The sequence below is a fragment of the Rhodococcus sp. 5G237 genome (genome assembly GCF_053764735.1).
On record NZ_JBSNCD010000011.1, the window covers coordinates 159,763 to 177,522 of the forward strand.

The window sequence follows — 17,760 nt, forward strand, 5'->3', positions numbered from 1 at the left end:
CCGTCTGTCTGCGCACCTCGGACCGGTTGCGGATCGGTACGAACCTCCGGAACCGGATGAAGTGACACTTTCGTGACATTCATCGTCCGCGGAGCGCGTTTCGTAACGAATATGTGATCGTTCGGTACGGGAGGCCGGAACGATCGGGGAAGAGCACGAGGCCCGACCCCACCGGAGTGGGATCGGGCCTCGTGTGGCTCAGCGGCGGATCGGAAGTCCTCTCCGCCCGCAGGGGCGGATCAGAAGTCCTCTCCGCCCGCAGGGGCGGATCAGAAGTCCATGCCGCCCATGCCGCCGGTCGGGTCGCCCGCGGGAGCGGCGGCCTTCTCCGGCTTGTCGGCGACGACGGCCTCGGTCGTCAGGAACAGAGCCGCGATCGACGCAGCGTTCTGCAGCGCCGAGCGGGTGACCTTGACCGGGTCGTTGATGCCCGCTTCGAGCAGGTCCTCGTAGTCGCCGGTCGCAGCGTTGAGGCCGTGGCCGGCCTCGAGGTTGCGGACCTTCTCGGCGACGACGCCGGGCTCGAGGCCGGCGTTGAAGGCGATCTGCTTCAGCGGCGCCTCGAGAGCGACCTTGACGATGTTGGCACCCGTGGCCTCGTCGCCCTCGAGCTTGAGGTCGTCGAGAACCGGAGCGGCCTGCAGCAGGGCCACGCCACCACCGGCGACGATGCCCTCTTCGACGGCAGCCTTCGCGTTGCGGACGGCGTCCTCGATGCGGTGCTTGCGCTCCTTGAGCTCGACCTCGGTCGCGGCACCGGCCTTGATGACGGCGACGCCGCCGGCCAGCTTCGCGAGGCGCTCCTGCAGCTTCTCGCGGTCGTAGTCCGAATCCGACGCCTCGATCTCGGCGCGGATCTGGTTGACGCGACCGGCGATGGCGTCGGGATCGCCCGCGCCCTCGACGATGGTGGTCTCGTCCTTGGTGACGACGACCTTGCGGGCCTGGCCGAGCAGCTCGATGCCGGCGGTCTCGAGGGAGAGGCCGACCTCTTCGCTGACGACCTCGCCACCGGTGAGGATGGCGATGTCGGCGAGCTGGGCCTTGCGGCGGTCACCGAAGCCCGGAGCCTTGACGGCAACCGACTTGAAGGTGCCGCGGATCTTGTTGAGGACCAGGGTGGACAGAGCCTCACCCTCGACGTCCTCGGCGATGATCAGCAGCGGCTTGCCCGACTGGATGACCTTCTCGAGCAGCGGCAGCAGGTCCTTGACCGTGGAGATCTTGGAGCTGACGAGCAGGATGTAGGGATCCTCGAGCACGGCCTCCTGACGCTCTGCGTCGGTGGCGAAGTAGAGGGAGATGTAGCCCTTGTCGAAGCGCATGCCCTCGGTCAGCTCGAGCTGGAGGCCGAAGGTGTTGGACTCCTCGACGGTGATGACGCCTTCCTTGCCCACCTTGTCGATGGCCTCGGCGATGAGCTCACCGATCGCGGGGTCGCCGGCGGAGATGCCTGCGGTGGCGGCGATCTGCTCCTTGGTCTCGACCTCCTTGGCGGTGTCGAGCAGCTTGGCGGTGACGGCCTCGACGGCCTTCTCGATGCCGCGCTTCAGGCCGAGGGGGTTGGCGCCCGCAGCAACGTTGCGCAGACCCTCGCGGACGAGCGCCTGGGCGAGCACGGTAGCGGTGGTGGTGCCGTCACCCGCGACGTCGTCGGTCTTCTTGGCAACTTCCTTGACCAGCTCGGCGCCGATCTTCTCGTACGGATCCTCGAGCTCGATCTCCTTGGCGATGGACACACCATCGTTGGTGATCGTGGGGGCGCCCCACTTCTTCTCGAGAACGACGTTGCGACCCTTGGGGCCCAACGTCACCTTGACTGCGTCGGCGAGGCTGTTGAGGCCCCGCTCGAGGCCGCGACGGGCCTCTTCGTCGAACGCGATGATCTTGGCCATTGCGAAGTGATCCTCCGGGTATGGGGGTGACACCGGAGCGATCGCTCGTCGGATCGCTCCATGTACGCCTTCGGCCGGAAGCAGTGCCCGCGACGGACGACCAGGGGTGTCGAAAACCCGGTCTCACCCTACCGACCTGGCACTCACGTGTTGCGAGTGCTAAGTGCATTCTTAGCACTCGGGGGTGGCGAGTGCAAGATTACCGGCACCTGCCACCCCCGTCACGAAATCCGCGAAAGACCGACTACACGGTCGTCCGGATCATCGGTGCGGCGCTCGCTCAGCGCGGCGTCGAACCGACCCCCACGGCGCACCACTGCCCCGTCGCGGTGTTGACCGCGAACGACTGGGCTCCGACGCACGTGACGCCGGTGGTGTCGGCCGTGGCGCCCGACCCGTAGCCGGCCACCGACAGGGTCGTCGCCGGACCCTGCGCCCACGAGTGGCTCAGTCCGCCGCCGAGCGCGTAGGCGAACGAACGGCCGCCGTCACGGGCTGCACTGAGCGCCGTGCCGAAGCCCGTCGCGTGGGCTTCGGCGGCACCGGCCGACTCGGCGACCGACACCGCGGTGCCGCTGTCGGCCGCATACGCGCGAGCGAAGGCGTCCTCGGCGGTGGCGCCGCAGCTGGCGGTATCGGACACCAGGATGTCGTTGGCAGAAGGAGGCGACACACAGGTCACCGGCGCCGCTGCGGCGGTACCCCCACCGAACAGCGCAGCCGAGGCCACACCGACGGCGACGAGTACACCGGCCCGGAACGAACGGCGCGCGGTGAGAACGGATCGGAAGGAACGAATGGACAAGAACGGGCTCCTCTGCACTGGAGTGCCTCTTCGCGAAAGGCTGCGTCTGCGCGAACTGGGGAACGAGCGCCCCGCGCGAACGGGGGGCCGGCGCCCCGGCGGTAGGGTACCGATCACATGCGTCTCACGCGAGACCACGTGTCACAGACTGTCGAGGAGCCCCGGGAGATCGGCGACGGAGTCGATGACGTGGTCGGGACGATCGACCGCCAGGTCCAGGACGGATTGCCGAAACTTTCCGGTACGCACCAGGATTCCCGTCATACCGAGGCGTTGCCCCGGGACGACCTCGCCCGCGATGTCGTCGCCGACGACCACCATCCGATCCGGTTCGACACCCATCCGCTCCGACGCGACGAGGAAGCCGCGCAGCGACGGCTTGCCCACCGCCACCACCGACCGGCCGGTGAGCTCCTCGAGTCCGGCCAGGTAGACCCCGGTGTCGATGCGCAACCCGTCGGCGGCCTGCCACGCGAGAGCCCGGTGCATCGCGACCACCGGGACGTCCTCGAGCATCAGTTCGGCGACGCGACTCATCGCCCGGTGCGTGAAGGCATCCCCCGCGCCACCGAGGATCACCACTTCCGGATCGTCCTCGTCCAGCACGAGACCGTCGAGATCGGCGGCGATCTCACCCTCGTTGAGGACCCAGCAGCGCAGACCCGGATAGGTCTGCCGAACGTGGTCGACGGTGAGGGACACCGCGGTGACGATCTCGTCCGGCGAGACCTCCATCCTGAGATCGGTGAGCCGCTGCGCGATCTCGGCGCACGTCCGGGAGGTGGTGTTGGTGAGGAAGGCGCGACGGACGCCGTCGGCACGCAGTCGTGCCAGGACGTCCGCCGCGCCCGGGACGGGCTGCCACTCGGTGACGAGCACGCCCTCGATATCGAACAACACCCCGTCCACACGCGTCATGCATCGAGCCTATCCGCGGGCGTGCCCACGGCGACAGGCTCGGCTCACACGCTTCCGGCGAGACGCTCGGCGAGCAGGCGGGTGAACCGCGCCGGATCCTCCACCTCGCCACCCTCGGCGATCAGCGCCATGCCGTGGAGCAGCTCGGCGACGTCGGCGAGCGAGGCGTCGTCCGGACGCTGTTCCCGGGCCGTGCGCAGACCCGACACGAGCGGGTGATCGGGGTTGAGTTCGAGGATCCGCTTGACCCGCGGCACCGGCTGACCCGATGCCTTGTACATCCGCTCGAGCGCGGGCGACATGCTGAAGGTGTCGCCGACGATGCACGCCGGGGAGGACGTCAGGCGCGACGAGAGCCGCACGTCCTTGACCTGCTCGTCGAGGGTCTCCTTCATCCACGACAGCAGGTCGCCGAACTCCTTCTCCTTCTCCTCGCGTTCGGCTTCGGCGGCCTTCTTCTCGTCCTCGGTACCGAGGTCGACGTCGCCCTTGGCGATCGACTGGAAGCGCTTGCCCTCGAACTCAGGAACGGAGGTCACCCACATCTCGTCGACGGGATCGGTCAGGAGCAGCACCTCGATGCCCTTGTCGCGGAAGGCCTCCATGTGCGGGGAGCTCTCGAGCAGCTGCCGCGACTCGCCGGTCAGGTAGTAGATCGCGTCCTGGCCGTCCTTCATGCGCTCGACGTAACCGGCGAGCGTGGTCTGCTCCTCCTCGCTCGCCGTCGAGTCGAACGACGAGATCGCCAGCAGCGTGTCGCGGTTGTCGGTGTCGGAGATCAGGCCTTCCTTGACGACCCGGCCGAACTCGCGCCAGAACTTCGTGTACTTCTCGGGTTCCTTCGCGGCCATGTCCTTGACGGTCGCGAGGACCTTCTTCGTCAGGCGGCGGCGAATGGCCCGGATCTGCCGGTCCTGCTGCAGGATCTCACGAGAGACGTTGAGCGACAGGTCCTGTGCGTCGACCACACCCTTGACGAAACGCAGGTACTCGGGGACGAGATCCTCGCAGTCGTCCATGATGAACACGCGCTTGACGTACAGCTGCACGCCGGGGCGCCGTTCGCGGGCGAACAGGTCGAAGGGCGCGTGCTCCGGGATGAACAGCAGCGCCTGGTATTCGAAGGTGCCCTCGGCCTTGAGCGGGATGATCTCGAGCGGCTCGTCCCAGGCACGGGCGATGTGCTTGTAGAAGTCCTTGTACTCGTCCTCGGAGACCTCGTCCTTCGAGCGCGCCCACAACGCCTTCTGCGAGTTGAGGGTCTTGGTCTCGAAGGTCACCTCGTCGGTGCCGTCCTCCGACTTCGTGGTGCGCGAGACCTCCATGCGGATCGGCCACGCGATGAAATCCGAGTACTTCTTGACGATCTCCTCGAGCTTCCACTGCGAGGTGTAATCGAACAGGTGGTCCTCGGCATCCTCGGGCTTGAGGTGCAGGATCACCGAGGTGCCCTGCGGCGCGTCGTCGACCTCGGCGATCGTGTAGGTGGATTCGCCGCTGGACTCCCAGCGCGTACCGGTCTTCTCCCCGGCCTTGCGGGTGACGAGCGTGACCTTGTCGGCGACCATGAACGACGAATAGAAGCCGATACCGAACTGGCCGATCAACTCCTCGGAAGCGGCGGCGTCCTTGGCCTCGCGCAGCTTCTGCCGGAGTTCGCCGGTGCCGGACTTCGCGAGGGTGCCGATGAGATCGACGACCTCGTCGCGGTTCATGCCGATGCCGTTGTCGCGCACGGTCAGGGTGCGCGCATCCTTGTCCACCTCGAGCTCGACGTGCAGGTCGGAGGTGTCGACGTCGAGATCCTTGTTTCGGAACGACTCCAGCCGGAGCTTGTCCAGGGCGTCCGACGCGTTGGAGATCAACTCGCGCAGGAAGGTGTCCTTGTTCGAGTAGATCGAGTGGATCATCAGATCCAGCAACTGCCGCGTCTCGGCCTGGAATTCACGCTGTTCGACGTTCGTACTCATTCCGGGTTCCCTTTCCACAAGCAGAACTTCCCCGGAAATAGTAAGCCGTCCGCGAGTCCGGCCCGCTCGCGCTTCCGGGTCCATGATGGAAGTGCAGGCTTCGTCGTTCACAGGAGGTTGCGATGACGGTTCGTCGGACGGTGGTCGTCGGTGCGGGCATCGTGGGTCTGTCCACCGCGTGGTTTCTGCAGGATCGAGGCATCGAGGTCACGGTGCTCGATCGAGTCGGCGTGGCGGGTGACGCCTCGTGGGGCAACGCCGGATGGCTCGCGCCGGCACTGACCCTGCCGCTACCCGAGCCGGGGGTGCTGCGTTACGGCGTGCGCTCGATGTTCCGGCCGTCGTCGCCGGTGTACGTGCCGCCCACGACGGATGTGCGGTTGCTGCGCTTCCTCGCCGACTTCGCCCGGCACTGCACGAGACGGCAGTGGACGTCGTCGATGGAGGTCTTCGCGCGCGCCAACCGCCTCGCCCTCGATGCCTACGACGATCTCGCCCGCGGATCGGGCGACACGATCGTCACCGAGCCGACGCGGGTCGCCGATCCGTTCCTCGCGGCGTTCACCTCGGACGACGACCGTCGGCTGCTGGTGGAGGAGTTCGAGCACGCGCGTGCCGCCGGCAGCGAGATCGACTTCGACCTGCTCGACACCGACACGCTGCATTCGCTCGAACCGCTGCTGGGGGACTCGGTGCGGGTGGGTCTCCGGATCCGGGGGCAGCGGTTCATCGATCCGCCGCGGTTCGTCGCCGCGCTGGCGCACGCGGTCCGCGCCCGGGGTGCGGAGATCGTCACCGACGTCGACGTCGAGGAGGTGCGCGACACCGGTCGCGGGGTGGATGTCGTCGTGGCCGGTGGGGACTCGCGGTCGGCGGATGCGGTGGTGCTCGCGAACGGAGCGTGGCTCGGGTCGCTCGCCCGGCCGTTCGGTGTGCGCACGCAGGTCCAGGCCGGTCGCGGCTACAGCTTCAGCGTGCGACCGCCGAGCCTGCCGAAGAACCCGGTCTACTTCCCTGCCCAGCGGGTGGCGTGCACACCCCTCCAGGACCGTTTCCGGGTCGCGGGAATGATGGAGTTCCGCAGCCCCGACGCCCCGCTCGACCCGCGACGCATCCGGGCGATCGTCGACGCGACCCGTCCGCTGTTGCGCGATGTCGACTGGGACGGGCGCAGCGAGGAGTGGGTGGGCTCGCGGCCGTGCACGGCGGACGGGCTCCCGCTGATCGGCCGCACCCGTTCGGAGCGGGTCCACATCGCCGGCGGGCACGGGATGTGGGGTGTGGCGCTCGGTCCCCTCACCGGACGGCTGCTCGCCGGGTCGATGACCGGCGAGCCGGATCCGTTGCTCAGGTCGTTCGATCCGCTGCGCTGACCGGCCCGGGTTCGAGACGGTCGCGCACGCGGTCGAACCATTCGAGGACGGCCCGTTCGTAGAGGATGCCGAAATCGAGGGTCGCCGCGGCGTGCGGCGGAAGGATGTCGGCCGCTGCCTGCTGTTCGTAGGCGGCGAGCTGCTCCTCGTGTCTGCGGCGATGGTCGGCAAGCATCGAGGCGAGGCGCTCGGGCGGGAGGTGATCGCCGAAGGCGACGGTCAGCAGCAGGGGGTGGCGGATGTTCTCGTCGCCCGGTTCGCGGTCGATCCATTCGGCGAAGGCCGTGCGTCCGGCCTCGGTCAGCACGTAGGGCTTGCGGTCGCGCGGGCCCTTCTCCCCTGCCTCGATCAGTCCCCGCCGTTCCATCGCGGCCAGTTCCCGGTAGACCTGGCTCGTCGTCAGCGACCAGAACTTGCCGATGCGCGTCTGTGCGGTGGACACCAGGTCCCAGCCCGTTTTGGGGCCTTCGTGGAGAAATCCGAGCAGCGACGCGGCGGTGGCGTTGAGCGGTCGTCCGGTCATTGCCGGTTCCTTTCGCGATTCGGGTACGGAAAAGACTTGACATTCCACTGTGGCATATCCACCCTGGAATCAGGTGACATTCCATTGTGGAAGATCCCGGAGGGCACCATGGAACACACATCCACCACCGGCCCCGGTACTGCGACATCGCCGCTGCGCATCTCCGATGCCGAGCGCGAAACGATCGTGGAGGAGCTCGGGCGCCATCTCACCGCCGGACGGTTGACGATCGGCGAGTTCGACGAGCGTGTGGCCCGGGTCTACCGCGCCGTGACGCAGGACGACGCCGGCGCCGTTCTCACCGACTTGCCGTCGACACCCGTTCCCACCCCGTCCCCGCCGGCCGGCAAACCGTTCCCACGTCTGCGCCTGCCGCTCCACCAGCGCATCGAGTGGGGAGCCTGGGCCACCGTGGGATCGATCAATCTCGTGGTGTGGGCACTGGTCTCGCTCGGAACGGCCTCACTGATCTACTTCTGGCCGATCTGGGTCATCGTTCCCTGGGGCCTCGTCCTGGCGGGACGCACCGCACTCGGACTCGAAGGCGGTCCGGATCGCCGCAGGGCCGACGACCACATCCGTAACGCCCGGCGACTGCACCGCGAACACATGCGCCGCGCGGCCGTCGTCCACCGGCGTGCCGTCATGCACCGGCGTGGACTGAATCCGCACTGCGGGCGATCGAGTCGTACCTGGTACTGATGTTCCCGAGATAGTGCGGGTGCGTGAGGATGTAGGGGGCGTCGATCGAGATGCCGCGGACGACGATCTCCCCCGCCGTCTCCGGTGCCATACCGGCGTTCCCGCCCTTGATGTGGTCCACGCGCCGGACCTCGCCGCCGAGCCGGGCGGTGCTGTCGTCGAGTCCCGAACGCACCAGCCCCGGGCACAGGACCGACACCCCGACACCGTGCGGGGCGAGTTCGGCGCGTAGCGCTTCGGACATCGCGACGACGGCGGCCTTCGCTGCGCTGTACACCCCGCGGCCCGGCACACCCGCGGTCAGTCCCATGACCGAGGCGGTGTTGACGATGTGCCCACGCCCGCGTGTCCGCAGGTCACCCGCGAAGGTCGAGACGCCGTTGAACACCCCGGTGACGTCGATGTCGATGACGGTGTCGAAGACCTGAGGATCGAGGTCGGCGAAATCTGTTCCGTTGAAACCGATCCCGGCGTTGTTGACGAGGATGTCGACCGGGCCGAAGGCGTCCTCCGCCTCCTGTTTGACGCTGCGCCAGCCCTCCCGGTCGCGTACGTCGAGGACGGCTCCGCGGACGAGCCGGAAGACTCCCGTCCGGCCGGCGAGCGTGGATTCGATTGCCGCATCGTCGATGTCCGCGATCGTCACGGCCACTCCGCGGCGGGCCAGGGCGTCGGCGATACCGCGGCCGATGCCGCTCGCACCTCCGGTGACGAGCGCGTGGCGCGCCGAGGCGATGTTCATGGGGGGCTCCGTTCGTCGAGATCGGTGGTTCGTCGGGATCGGCGGTTCGCCGAAATCAGCGCGACCGGCGGATCTTCCCGAAGTCCCAGCTGCGCACGCTGCGCGGAGTGACCCGCAGCCACGCGTGACGGCCGTCCGTCGTGAACTCGTCGCGACCGGCGTACTTGCGGGCGAAGGACAGTTCGACGCCGCGCAGCAGTTCGTCCTCGACGGTGCGCGCCACGACCTCGGGGCGGGAACCGCGCGGCACGTCACCGACGCTCACCGCGGTTCCGCGCACCTCCACGCCGCGCAGATCCGTGAACTGCTCCCCACCATCGACGACGACCGCGATGCGCGGATCCTTCTGCAGGTCGGTCCAGCGGCGGCTGCGGACGACGGAGTTGAGCCACAGGAAGGCGCCGTCCCAGACGAACCACAACGGAGCGACGTGCGGGCTTCCGTCACCGCCGATCGTGGCGACGCGGCACGTCCGCTCGGCGGAGAGGAAGAGATCGATCTCCTCCTTCGTCATCGAGATCCCGGCGCCGCGCGTGCGCAGCGTGCCGTTTCCACTCATCAGTCCTCCTACCTGCACGAATCCTCGTCAAGAATTTTATTCTCTTTGATGAGAGAGATGTTCTCACCCGCCGAGTGCGAACACAACAGTCCGATGGGTCCGACCGGTCTGCGATAGTCGGGACCAGCCGTGCCCATCCCGGGCATCCCGCACGCCGGAGACGGAGCTGCCGATGTTTCTTCTCGACGACAGGCTGGTCTTCGGCGCCGGAGATCTCACCCGCGCCGCCTCGTGCGAGTTCGCACTGCTTCGCAACCTCGACTCGACGCTCGGTCGCCTCCCGCGCCCCGACACCGAACCCGATGCGATGCTCGACCGCGTCGCGGCGCTCGGCGGCCGTCACGAGCAGCGCGTCCTCGACCGGTTCCGCGCGCAGGTGGGTGCCGAGAAGGTCGTCGAGATCGCCCGACCCGAGTACACCGCGCAGGCGCTCACCGAGGCGGCGCAGGCCACCCTCGACGCCGTCCGGGCCGGCGCGCCCGTCGTCTATCAGGGCGCTTTCTTCGACACCGCATCCTTCGACACCGGCTCCTCCGACACCGCCCCCGATCCGCTCGGCATGATCGGCTTCTCCGATTTCCTCGTCCTCGAAGATGACGGCTACGCCGTCTACGACAGCAAACTCTCCCGGCACGCGAAGGTCGAGGCCCTGCTGCAGCTCGCCGCCTACGCGGACGCACTCGCGCGCACCGGGACGGCAGTCTCGTCGCACGCGCATCTCGTCCTCGGGGACGGCTCGATCGCCTCCTACCCACTGGCGGAGATCCTGCCGGTCTACCGGCACCGACGCGCCTGTCTCGAAACCCTTCTGGCGTCGCACCGCGCTGCCCCCGAGCCGGTGCGGTGGGGAGCGGGTGGGCACACCGCCTGCGGTCGCTGCGACGACTGCACCCCGGAACTGGAACGTCACCGCGACCTGCTGCTGGTCGCGGGGATGCGCAGTACCCAGCGGCTGCGGCTGATCGAGGCGGGCGTGTCGACCATCGACGACCTCGCCGCATGCGCGGCACCCGTCGACGGGATGGCCCGCCGCACCTTCGAGGTCCTGCGCGCGCAGGCACGGGCGCAGCTCGAGGAGGAGAGACGGGGCAGTCCCTACGCGGAGGTCTACGACGCCACCCCGCTCGGCATCCTGCCCGCGCCCGACGAAGGCGACATCTTCTTCGACTTCGAAGGCGACCCGCTGTGGTCCGAGGGCGGCAGTTCCGAGTGGGGACTCGAGTACCTGTTCGGCGTCGTGGAGGGACCGGCCGACGCACCGGTCTTCCGGCCCTTCTGGGCACACGACCGCGAACAGGAACGGCAGGCGCTGCTGGACTTCCTCGACTACGTCACCGACCGCCGGCGTCGCCACCCGAGGATGCACGTCTACCACTACGCCCCGTACGAGAAGACGGCGCTGCTGCGGTTGGCCGGCCGCTACGGCGTCGGCGAGGAGATCGTCGACGACCTGCTGCGCGAGGGTGTGCTCGTCGACCTGTATCCCGTGGTGCGCAACTCGATCCGGGTGGGCGCCCGGGCGTACGGGCTGAAGAAGCTCGAACCGCTCTACACCGACGTCGACGAGGCGCGCGACGGCGATGTCGTGGACGCGGGCGCCTCGATCGTCGCGTACGCCGACTACTGCGCACTGCGCGACGCCGGGCACCTCGAGGAGGCGGACCGCGAACTCGCGTCGATCGCCTCCTACAACGAGGCCGACTGCATCTCCACCCTGCGTCTGCGCGACTGGCTGCTCACCCACGCCCGCGATCACGGCATCTCCCCCACCGAGACGACCCACGACGAGGCCGCTCCCGACGCGGAGGCGCACCCCGTCGAGACGAAACTCCTCGACTACGTCGGCGGTGCGCTGGCGGGCGACCGCACCCCGGAACAGCAGGCGGCCGCACTCGTCGCCGCGGCCATGGGCTATCACCGGCGCGAGCGGAAACCATTCTGGTGGGGGCACTTCGACCGTCTGTCCACGCCGCCGGACGAGTGGGCGGACGCCCGCGACACGCTGGTCGCGGCGACGTGCACGCTCGAGACCGACTGGCACAAGGCCACGCCCCGCCAGCGACTGCTCCGGCGCCGGCTGCGCCTCGCGGGCGAGTTCGAGCCGGGCAGTACGTTGCGCGACGGCCAGGACGTCTTCCTGTTGTACGACGCTCCGGGACCGGACGGACTGCCCGACGGCGGCACCGGGACGCGCGCGTGGTCGCGCGGCGTGGTCGTCGAACGCACCACGGGGACGGACCATCCCGACGTGCTCGTCGTGGACGAATCGCTGCGGACGGACGAGGAGTACTCCGTGCTGCCGATCGCCGTCACACCCGGCGCGCCGATCTCGTCGAAGAACATCGAAGCGGCCATCGCCTCCGCCGCCGAGGCGATGTGCGACGAGTTGCCGGCTCTGCCGTCGACCGCGGCCGTGGACGTGCTGCGCCGCGTCCCGCCCCGCCTGTGCTCCGGTGCCGCGCTGCCGGCGCTCGGCGACGACGCGGCCGGCACGATCGTCACGGCCGTTCTCACCTTGGAGAATTCGTACCTGGCGGTGCAGGGCCCACCCGGCACCGGCAAGACGTACACCGGGGCCCGGGTGGTGGCGGCGCTCGTGAACGAGCACGGTTGGCGGGTCGGCGTGGTCGCGCAGTCGCATTCGGTGGTCGAGAACATGTTGGCCGGCATCGTCGCCGCGGGAGTGTCGCCGGAACGGGTCGCCAAGGCGAAATGCCAGAGCCCCGATCCGACGTGGACCGCCTTCCCGGACGCGAAGACCCTTGCGGCCCATATCGGTACCTCCACCACCGGTTACGTGGTGGGTGGAACGGCCTGGGACTTCACGAATCCGAACTGCATCGAGCCCGGCAGCCTCGACCTGCTGGTGGTCGACGAGGCCGGTCAGTTCTGCCTCGCCAACACCATCGCCGTGGCCACGGCGGCGTCGAATCTGCTGCTGCTCGGCGATCCCCGCCAACTGCCGCAGGTCTCGCAGGGCACCCACCCCGAGCCCGTGGACGAGTCCGCCCTCGGATGGCTCGCCGAAGGGCACGGGGCGTTGCCCGCCGCTCGTGGCTACTTCCTTCCGGTGACCTGGCGGATGCACCCGGATCTGTGCGCGCGGGTGTCCGAGCTGTCCTACGAGGGACGCCTGCGGTCGAAGTCCGAGATCACCACGCGTCGCGCGCTCGACGGCGTCCCGCCCGGCGTCCGGCTCGCGGAGGTCGCGCACGAGGGCAACGCGACCTGCTCGCCCGAGGAGAGCACCGAGATCGTGCGCGCCGTCGCGGCCGTGCTCGGCTCGGCGTGGACGGACGACGCCGGCTCCCCGTCGCGGCCCCTCGGCGAGGAGGACGTCCTGGTGGTCGCGCCGTACAACGCTCAGGTCACCCGCCTGCGGCAGGATCTCGCCGCCGCAGGTCTGCACCGTGTCCAGGTGGGCACCGTCGACAAGTTCCAGGGCCGCCAGGCGGCGATGGTGTTCGTGTCGATGACGGCCTCCGCCGTCGAGGACGTGCCGCGGGGCATGTCGTTCCTGTTGTCCCGCAACCGGTCGAACGTGGCCCTCTCACGCGGCAAGTGGTCGGCGGTGATCGTCCGGTCCGGCGCCCTGACCGATCACCTCCCGTCGACCCCGGACGGCCTGATCGAACTCGGGGCGTTCATGCGGCTGACCGGAGCCGACCCGACCAGGACGTGACCGCACTCACAGCGTCCGTTAGGATCGACGACGATCCTGTTACCTCAGGTATCAGATACACGGGACCCGGCCCCCGAGAAGACCCGGTCCCCCGAGCACAGGAGTACACGTGTCGAAGACCCTCGAGGCCACGATCGAGATCACCGCCTCCCCCGAGCAAGTGTGGCGCGTGGTGTCCGATCTGAAGCGGATGGGCGAGTGGAGCCCGCAGTGCCGTCGGATGATCGTGCGCGGTGGGCCGGTGTCTGCCGGCACCACCACGATCAACATCAACAAGAAGGGCCTGCTGGTGTGGCCCACGACGTCGAAGGTGATCGACTTCGAACCCGGCCGTCGCCTGAGCTTCCGGATCAACGAGAACCGGTCCATCTGGTCGTTCACCCTCGAACCCACCGCCACCGGCACGCGGGTCATCCAGCGGCGCGAGGCGCCCACCGGGACGAGCAAGGTATCGCAGACCCTGGTCAAGTATGTTCTCGGCGGCACCGAGGCGTTCGACGACGAACTGACGATGGGGATGAACGCGACTCTCGCCCGTCTCAAGAACGAGATCGAGGCGGGCGCGCGGGTCTGACCTTCCCTCCTCCGCTCACGTACGCTGGAGTGCCTGTGGACCGACAGGACCCGCCCGCGCGACGGGCGGGTCCACTGCGGTCCCGGATCACCGATCGCCAGCGATAAGAGGAGCCCGTGGCACGTAAGCCGACGCCCGCCGGAACACCCCCCACCAGCGGGGTAGCCCACATGGTCGACCTGGTCAGGCATGTCGTACCGCCCATGCATCCGGGCGGCATCCCCTTCGTCGCAGCTCCGCTCGCCGTGGCCACCCTCGGCCGCCGCAAGCCCTGGCTGCGCCGCGCCGGTCTCGCATCGGCACTGGCGTGCGCCACCTTCTTCCGGCACCCGCACCGCGTGCCGCCGAACCGCGCCGGGGTGGTCGTCGCTCCCGCCGACGGTGAGATCGCTCTCGTCGACCACGCCGTGCCGCCCGCCGAACTCGGGCTCGGCAGCGAGGAGCGCCCTCGGGTCAGCATCTTCCTGTCCGTCCTCGACGTGCACGTGCAGCGCAGCCCCGTCGGCGGCACCGTCCGCTCGGTGGTCCACACCCCGGGCAAGTTCCTCTCCGCCGATCTCGCCGACGCGAGCGAGGTCAACGAGCGCACCAGCATGCTGATCGAGACGCGCGACGGCGCCGAGGTCGCCGTCGTCCAGATCGCCGGGCTGCTGGCACGGCGCATCGTCAACGACGCGCAGATCGGCGACACCCTGCCGATCGGCGACACCTACGGCCTGATCCGCTTCGGATCCCGGGTCGACACCTACCTGCCGGTCGGGAGCACCCTGCTGGTCGAACGCGGTCAGCGCACCATCGGTGCCGAGACCGTCCTCGCTCAGCTGCCCACGGTGTCGTGAGTCCGCACACGCAGGGTTCGCGTGCGGTCGCGACCGGGCGGTCCCGCAATCGGCCCAACGTCGTCCGCCTGCTGCCGAGCGTCATCACGATCCTGGCGTTCTCCGCCGGACTGTCGGCGGTGAAGTTCGCGCTCGACGGACAACTCGGCACCGCGCTCGGCATGATCGGCGCCGCGGCCGTCCTCGACTCGCTCGACGGCCGCATCGCCCGCATGCTCGACGCGACCAGCAAGATCGGCGCCGAACTCGACTCGCTGTCGGACGCCGTCGCGTTCGGTGTCGCCCCCGCGCTCGTGCTGTACGTGACGTTGCTCGACGGCAGCCCCTTCGGCTGGATCGTCGCCCTGCTCTACGCGGTGAGCCTCGTGCTGCGACTCGCGCGCTTCAACACCCTGCTCGAGGACGACAGCGTCCCCGCCTACGCACGCGAGTACTTCGTCGGTGTGCCCGCACCGGCGGCCGCCCTCATCGCGCTCGCACCCGTCGCCGCCCACATCCAGTGGGGCGACGGCTGGTGGACCGCCTACGGGCTGGTCGCGGTGTGGATCCTCGGGACGGCCGGGCTCGCGATCAGCCGCATCCCGACCTTCGCGATGAAGTCGGCGTCCGTGCCCGCGCGACTCGCCGTGGTGCTGCTCGTGCTGGTCGCGGTGGCGGCGGCCGCGCTGGTCACCTATCCGTTCATCCTCATGCTCGTGCTGGTCGCGGTCTACCTCGCGCACATCCCCTTCGCGGTGCGTTCGCGGCGCTGGGTCGCGGCCCGACCCGAGACCTGGGACATCAAGCCCTCGGAGCGACGCGCCCTGCGCGCCCGCAACCGCGCGCAGCGTCCACGTCGTGTCGCGGCCCGGCGTGTCGCCACGTCGGCGAGATCTCAGGCGCGACTCGGGCTGCGCCGGCCGCGAGGGCGATGACATGCACGACCCGCGAGGACGCTAGTCACGTTCTAGGCTCGGCGGGGTGACGACCCCACAACTCTCACTCACCGTCCGGCTCAACACCTCCGCCGCCGACTCGCGGCGCGGTGTCGTGCGTCTGCACCCCGAGGCGCTGGCCGCGCTGGGCCTACGGGAATGGGACGCGATCGCGCTGGTGGGAGCGCGTCGCACGGCGGTCGTGGCGGGTCTCGCCCCGGCCGGCACCCCGACCGGCACGATCCTGCTCGACGACGTGGTGCTGTCGAACACGGGCCTGAAGGAGGACGCGACGGTCGTCGTCGCGCCCGTGACGGTCTACGGCGCGCGCACGGTAACGGTCACCGGCTCCACGCTCGCGCGGCAGTCGATCCCGGAGACCACCCTGCGTCAGGCGCTGCTCGGGAAGGTCCTCACCGTCGGCGACGCAGTGTCCCTGCTCCCCCGCGATCTCGGACCGGGCACGAGCAACGCCGAGACGACGCGGGCGCTGTCGCGGACGTTCGCGATCGCGTGGACCACCGAACTGCTCACCGTCTCGTCGGTCGATCCGGCCGGACCGGTGAGCGTGCAGCCGAACACCGCCGTCGTGTGGGGTGGTGGCCCGGGTGCGCTGCCGTCTTCCGTGCCGTCCGCGTCCGGATTCGTCTCGTCGGGCTTCGTCGCCTCCTCCCCCGCGACCGCCCGGCCCGAATCGGCCCCCGCCATGCCTCCGGCACCACCGGTCGAGGATCTCGTGGGTGTGCAGCCCCAGGTCGCGAAGCTCTCCGAATGGCTCACCCTCTCGCTCGACGAACCCGAACTGCTGCGCACCCTCGGCGCGTCGCCGCATCTCGGGGTGCTCGTCACCGGCCCCGCGGGCGTCGGTAAGGCGACCTTCGTGCGCTCGGTGGTTGCGGACCGGCGTCTGGTGGAGGTCGACGGGCCGGGCGTGGGTGCACTCGCCGCCGACGAGCGGTTGCGCCGGATCTCCGCGGCGGCAGAAGCGGTGCGCGGCGGTGGCGTTCTGCTGCTCACCGACGTCGATGCCGTGCTGCCCGCCGACACCGAACCCGTCGCGACGTTGATCCTCGACGAGCTGCGACGGGTGGTCGACACCGAGGGCGCGGTGCTGATCGCGACCACCGCGCATCCCGACGACGTCGACTCCCGGTTGCGCGCCCCGGAGATCTGCGACCGCGAACTGTCCCTGCCGCTGCCCGACGGCGCGACCCGCCGGGCCCTGCTCGACGTGCTGCTGCGCTCGGTGCCGTCCACCGGTCTCGACCTCGCCGCCGTCGCGGGTCGCACCCCCGGTTTCGTCGTCGCCGACCTCGCGGCGCTGTGTCGCGAAGCGGCACTGCGCGCGGCGTCGCGGGCGAACCGCGACGACGACGAACCCTCGCTCGTCCAGGACGACCTGGTCGGCGCGCTCGAGGTGATCCGTCCGCTGTCGCGGTCGGGCTCCGAGGAGCTGGCGATCGGCAGCGTGAGCCTCGACGACGTCGGCGACATGGTCGAGACGAAGCAGGCCCTCACCGAAGCCGTCCTGTGGCCGCTGCAGCATCCCGATTCGTTCGAGCGTCTCGGCGTCGACCCGCCGCGCGGTGTGCTGCTGTACGGCCCGCCCGGTTGCGGCAAGACCTATCTCGTCCGCGCTCTCGCCGGCACGGGGCGCCTGAGCGTCCACGCCGTCAAGGGCGCCGAGCTGATGGACAAGTGGGTCGGTGCGTCGGAGAAGGCGGTGCGCGAGTTGTTCGAGCGTGCCCGCAACTCGGCACCGGCGCTGGTGTTCCTCGACGAGATCGATGCGCTCGCACCGCGCCGCGGGCAGAGCTCCGATTCCGGGGTGTCCGACCGGGTCGTCGCGTCGCTGCTCACCGAACTCGACGGTGTCGAGCCGCTGCGCGACGTCGTGGTGGTGGGAGCGACCAACCGGCCCGATCTCATCGATCCGGCACTGCTGCGCCCCGGTCGGCTCGAACGTCTCGTGTTCGTGCCGCCGCCGGACGCCGAGGCCCGGGCCGCGATCCTGAAGACCGCGGGTCGATCGGTACCGCTCGACGACGACGTCGACCTCGACGAGCTGGCCGCCGGACTCGACGGCTACTCGGCCGCGGACTGCTCGGCGCTGCTGCGCGAGGCCGCGCTCGCGGCGATGCGGCGCAACGTCGACGCCGCCGTGGTGACCGCGGAGGACGTCGCGGTGGCCCGGGAGAAGGTGCGGCCCTCGCTCGATCCCGCGCAGGTCGCTCATCTGCAGGCCTACGCGGAGGGCCGTTGAG

At 69.5% G+C, this 17,760-nt stretch carries 14 protein-coding genes; 7 read left to right on the forward strand and 7 right to left on the reverse strand.

Annotated features, from left to right (window positions below):
* Positions 1-269 precede the first annotated feature (269 nt).
* The 4 genes from groL to htpG all read right to left on the reverse strand — a co-directional run bounded on the left by groL (position 270) and on the right by htpG (position 5,588).
* Positions 270-1,895 (reverse strand): chaperonin GroEL, encoded by a 1,626-nt coding sequence (groL, locus tag ACWPOC_RS23290; RefSeq protein WP_016932760.1) that lies wholly within the window; start codon positions 1,893-1,895, stop codon positions 270-272.
* Positions 1,896-2,175: 280 nt separating this feature from the next.
* Positions 2,176-2,700 carry a DUF6764 family protein gene (locus tag ACWPOC_RS23295; RefSeq protein ID WP_016691625.1) on the reverse strand — a complete coding sequence of 175 codons (525 nt, stop codon included), beginning with the start codon at positions 2,698-2,700 and terminating at the stop codon, positions 2,176-2,178.
* Positions 2,701-2,841: 141 nt separating this feature from the next.
* The gene (locus tag ACWPOC_RS23300) at positions 2,842-3,618 is read right to left on the reverse strand and encodes an HAD-IIA family hydrolase (protein WP_120280140.1); all 777 of its coding nucleotides are present in this window, start codon (positions 3,616-3,618) and stop codon (positions 2,842-2,844) included.
* 44 nt (positions 3,619-3,662) lie between these two features.
* Positions 3,663-5,588: a molecular chaperone HtpG gene (gene htpG / locus ACWPOC_RS23305; protein ID WP_455409393.1), complete on the reverse strand. Its 1,926-nt coding sequence runs from the start codon at positions 5,586-5,588 to the stop codon at positions 3,663-3,665.
* A 122-nt stretch (positions 5,589-5,710) separates the two neighbouring features.
* On the opposite strand from htpG, the gene ACWPOC_RS23310 reads away from it, so the two are divergent.
* Positions 5,711-6,961: an NAD(P)/FAD-dependent oxidoreductase gene (locus ACWPOC_RS23310; RefSeq protein WP_455409394.1), complete on the forward strand. Its 1,251-nt coding sequence runs from the start codon at positions 5,711-5,713 to the stop codon at positions 6,959-6,961.
* Here ACWPOC_RS23310 and ACWPOC_RS23315 read toward each other — a convergent pair.
* Positions 6,936-7,484 (reverse strand): PadR family transcriptional regulator, encoded by a 549-nt coding sequence (locus ACWPOC_RS23315; RefSeq protein ID WP_120280143.1) that lies wholly within the window; start codon positions 7,482-7,484, stop codon positions 6,936-6,938. The genes ACWPOC_RS23310 and ACWPOC_RS23315 overlap by 26 nt on opposite strands.
* Before the next feature lie 108 nt (positions 7,485-7,592).
* Between ACWPOC_RS23315 and ACWPOC_RS23320 the strand changes: the two genes are divergently transcribed.
* The gene (locus ACWPOC_RS23320) at positions 7,593-8,186 is read left to right on the forward strand and encodes a DUF1707 SHOCT-like domain-containing protein (RefSeq protein ID WP_455409395.1); all 594 of its coding nucleotides are present in this window, start codon (positions 7,593-7,595) and stop codon (positions 8,184-8,186) included.
* On the opposite strand, the gene ACWPOC_RS23325 is transcribed toward ACWPOC_RS23320, so the two are convergent.
* Together ACWPOC_RS23325 and ACWPOC_RS23330 are read right to left on the reverse strand one after the other, a co-directional pair.
* Positions 8,128-8,928 carry an SDR family NAD(P)-dependent oxidoreductase gene (locus tag ACWPOC_RS23325; protein WP_455409396.1) on the reverse strand — a complete coding sequence of 267 codons (801 nt, stop codon included), beginning with the start codon at positions 8,926-8,928 and terminating at the stop codon, positions 8,128-8,130. The two genes, ACWPOC_RS23320 and ACWPOC_RS23325, sit on opposite strands and share 59 nt — an antisense overlap.
* A gap of 55 nt (positions 8,929-8,983) precedes the next feature.
* The gene (locus ACWPOC_RS23330; RefSeq protein ID WP_120280144.1) at positions 8,984-9,487 is read right to left on the reverse strand and encodes a pyridoxamine 5'-phosphate oxidase family protein; all 504 of its coding nucleotides are present in this window, start codon (positions 9,485-9,487) and stop codon (positions 8,984-8,986) included.
* A 172-nt stretch (positions 9,488-9,659) separates the two neighbouring features.
* On the opposite strand from ACWPOC_RS23330, the gene ACWPOC_RS23335 reads away from it, so the two are divergent.
* The 5 genes from ACWPOC_RS23335 to ACWPOC_RS23355 all read left to right on the forward strand — a co-directional run bounded on the left by ACWPOC_RS23335 (position 9,660) and on the right by ACWPOC_RS23355 (position 17,759).
* The gene (locus tag ACWPOC_RS23335) at positions 9,660-13,169 is read left to right on the forward strand and encodes a TM0106 family RecB-like putative nuclease (RefSeq protein WP_455409397.1); all 3,510 of its coding nucleotides are present in this window, start codon (positions 9,660-9,662) and stop codon (positions 13,167-13,169) included.
* A gap of 109 nt (positions 13,170-13,278) precedes the next feature.
* Positions 13,279-13,743 carry an SRPBCC family protein gene (locus ACWPOC_RS23340; protein WP_268654371.1) on the forward strand — a complete coding sequence of 155 codons (465 nt, stop codon included), beginning with the start codon at positions 13,279-13,281 and terminating at the stop codon, positions 13,741-13,743.
* Between the two features lie 116 nt (positions 13,744-13,859).
* Complete coding sequence (locus ACWPOC_RS23345; protein ID WP_024101805.1) at positions 13,860-14,582, forward strand: phosphatidylserine decarboxylase; 723 nt, start codon at positions 13,860-13,862, stop codon at positions 14,580-14,582.
* A complete protein-coding gene (locus tag ACWPOC_RS23350; protein ID WP_060650589.1) occupies positions 14,579-15,496 on the forward strand; it encodes a CDP-alcohol phosphatidyltransferase family protein in 918 nt (305 codons plus the stop codon). The genes ACWPOC_RS23345 and ACWPOC_RS23350 overlap by 4 nt, the downstream gene beginning before the upstream one ends.
* A gap of 46 nt (positions 15,497-15,542) precedes the next feature.
* The gene (locus ACWPOC_RS23355; protein WP_455409398.1) at positions 15,543-17,759 is read left to right on the forward strand and encodes an AAA family ATPase; all 2,217 of its coding nucleotides are present in this window, start codon (positions 15,543-15,545) and stop codon (positions 17,757-17,759) included.
* The last annotated feature ends 1 nt before the right edge of the window (position 17,760 follow it).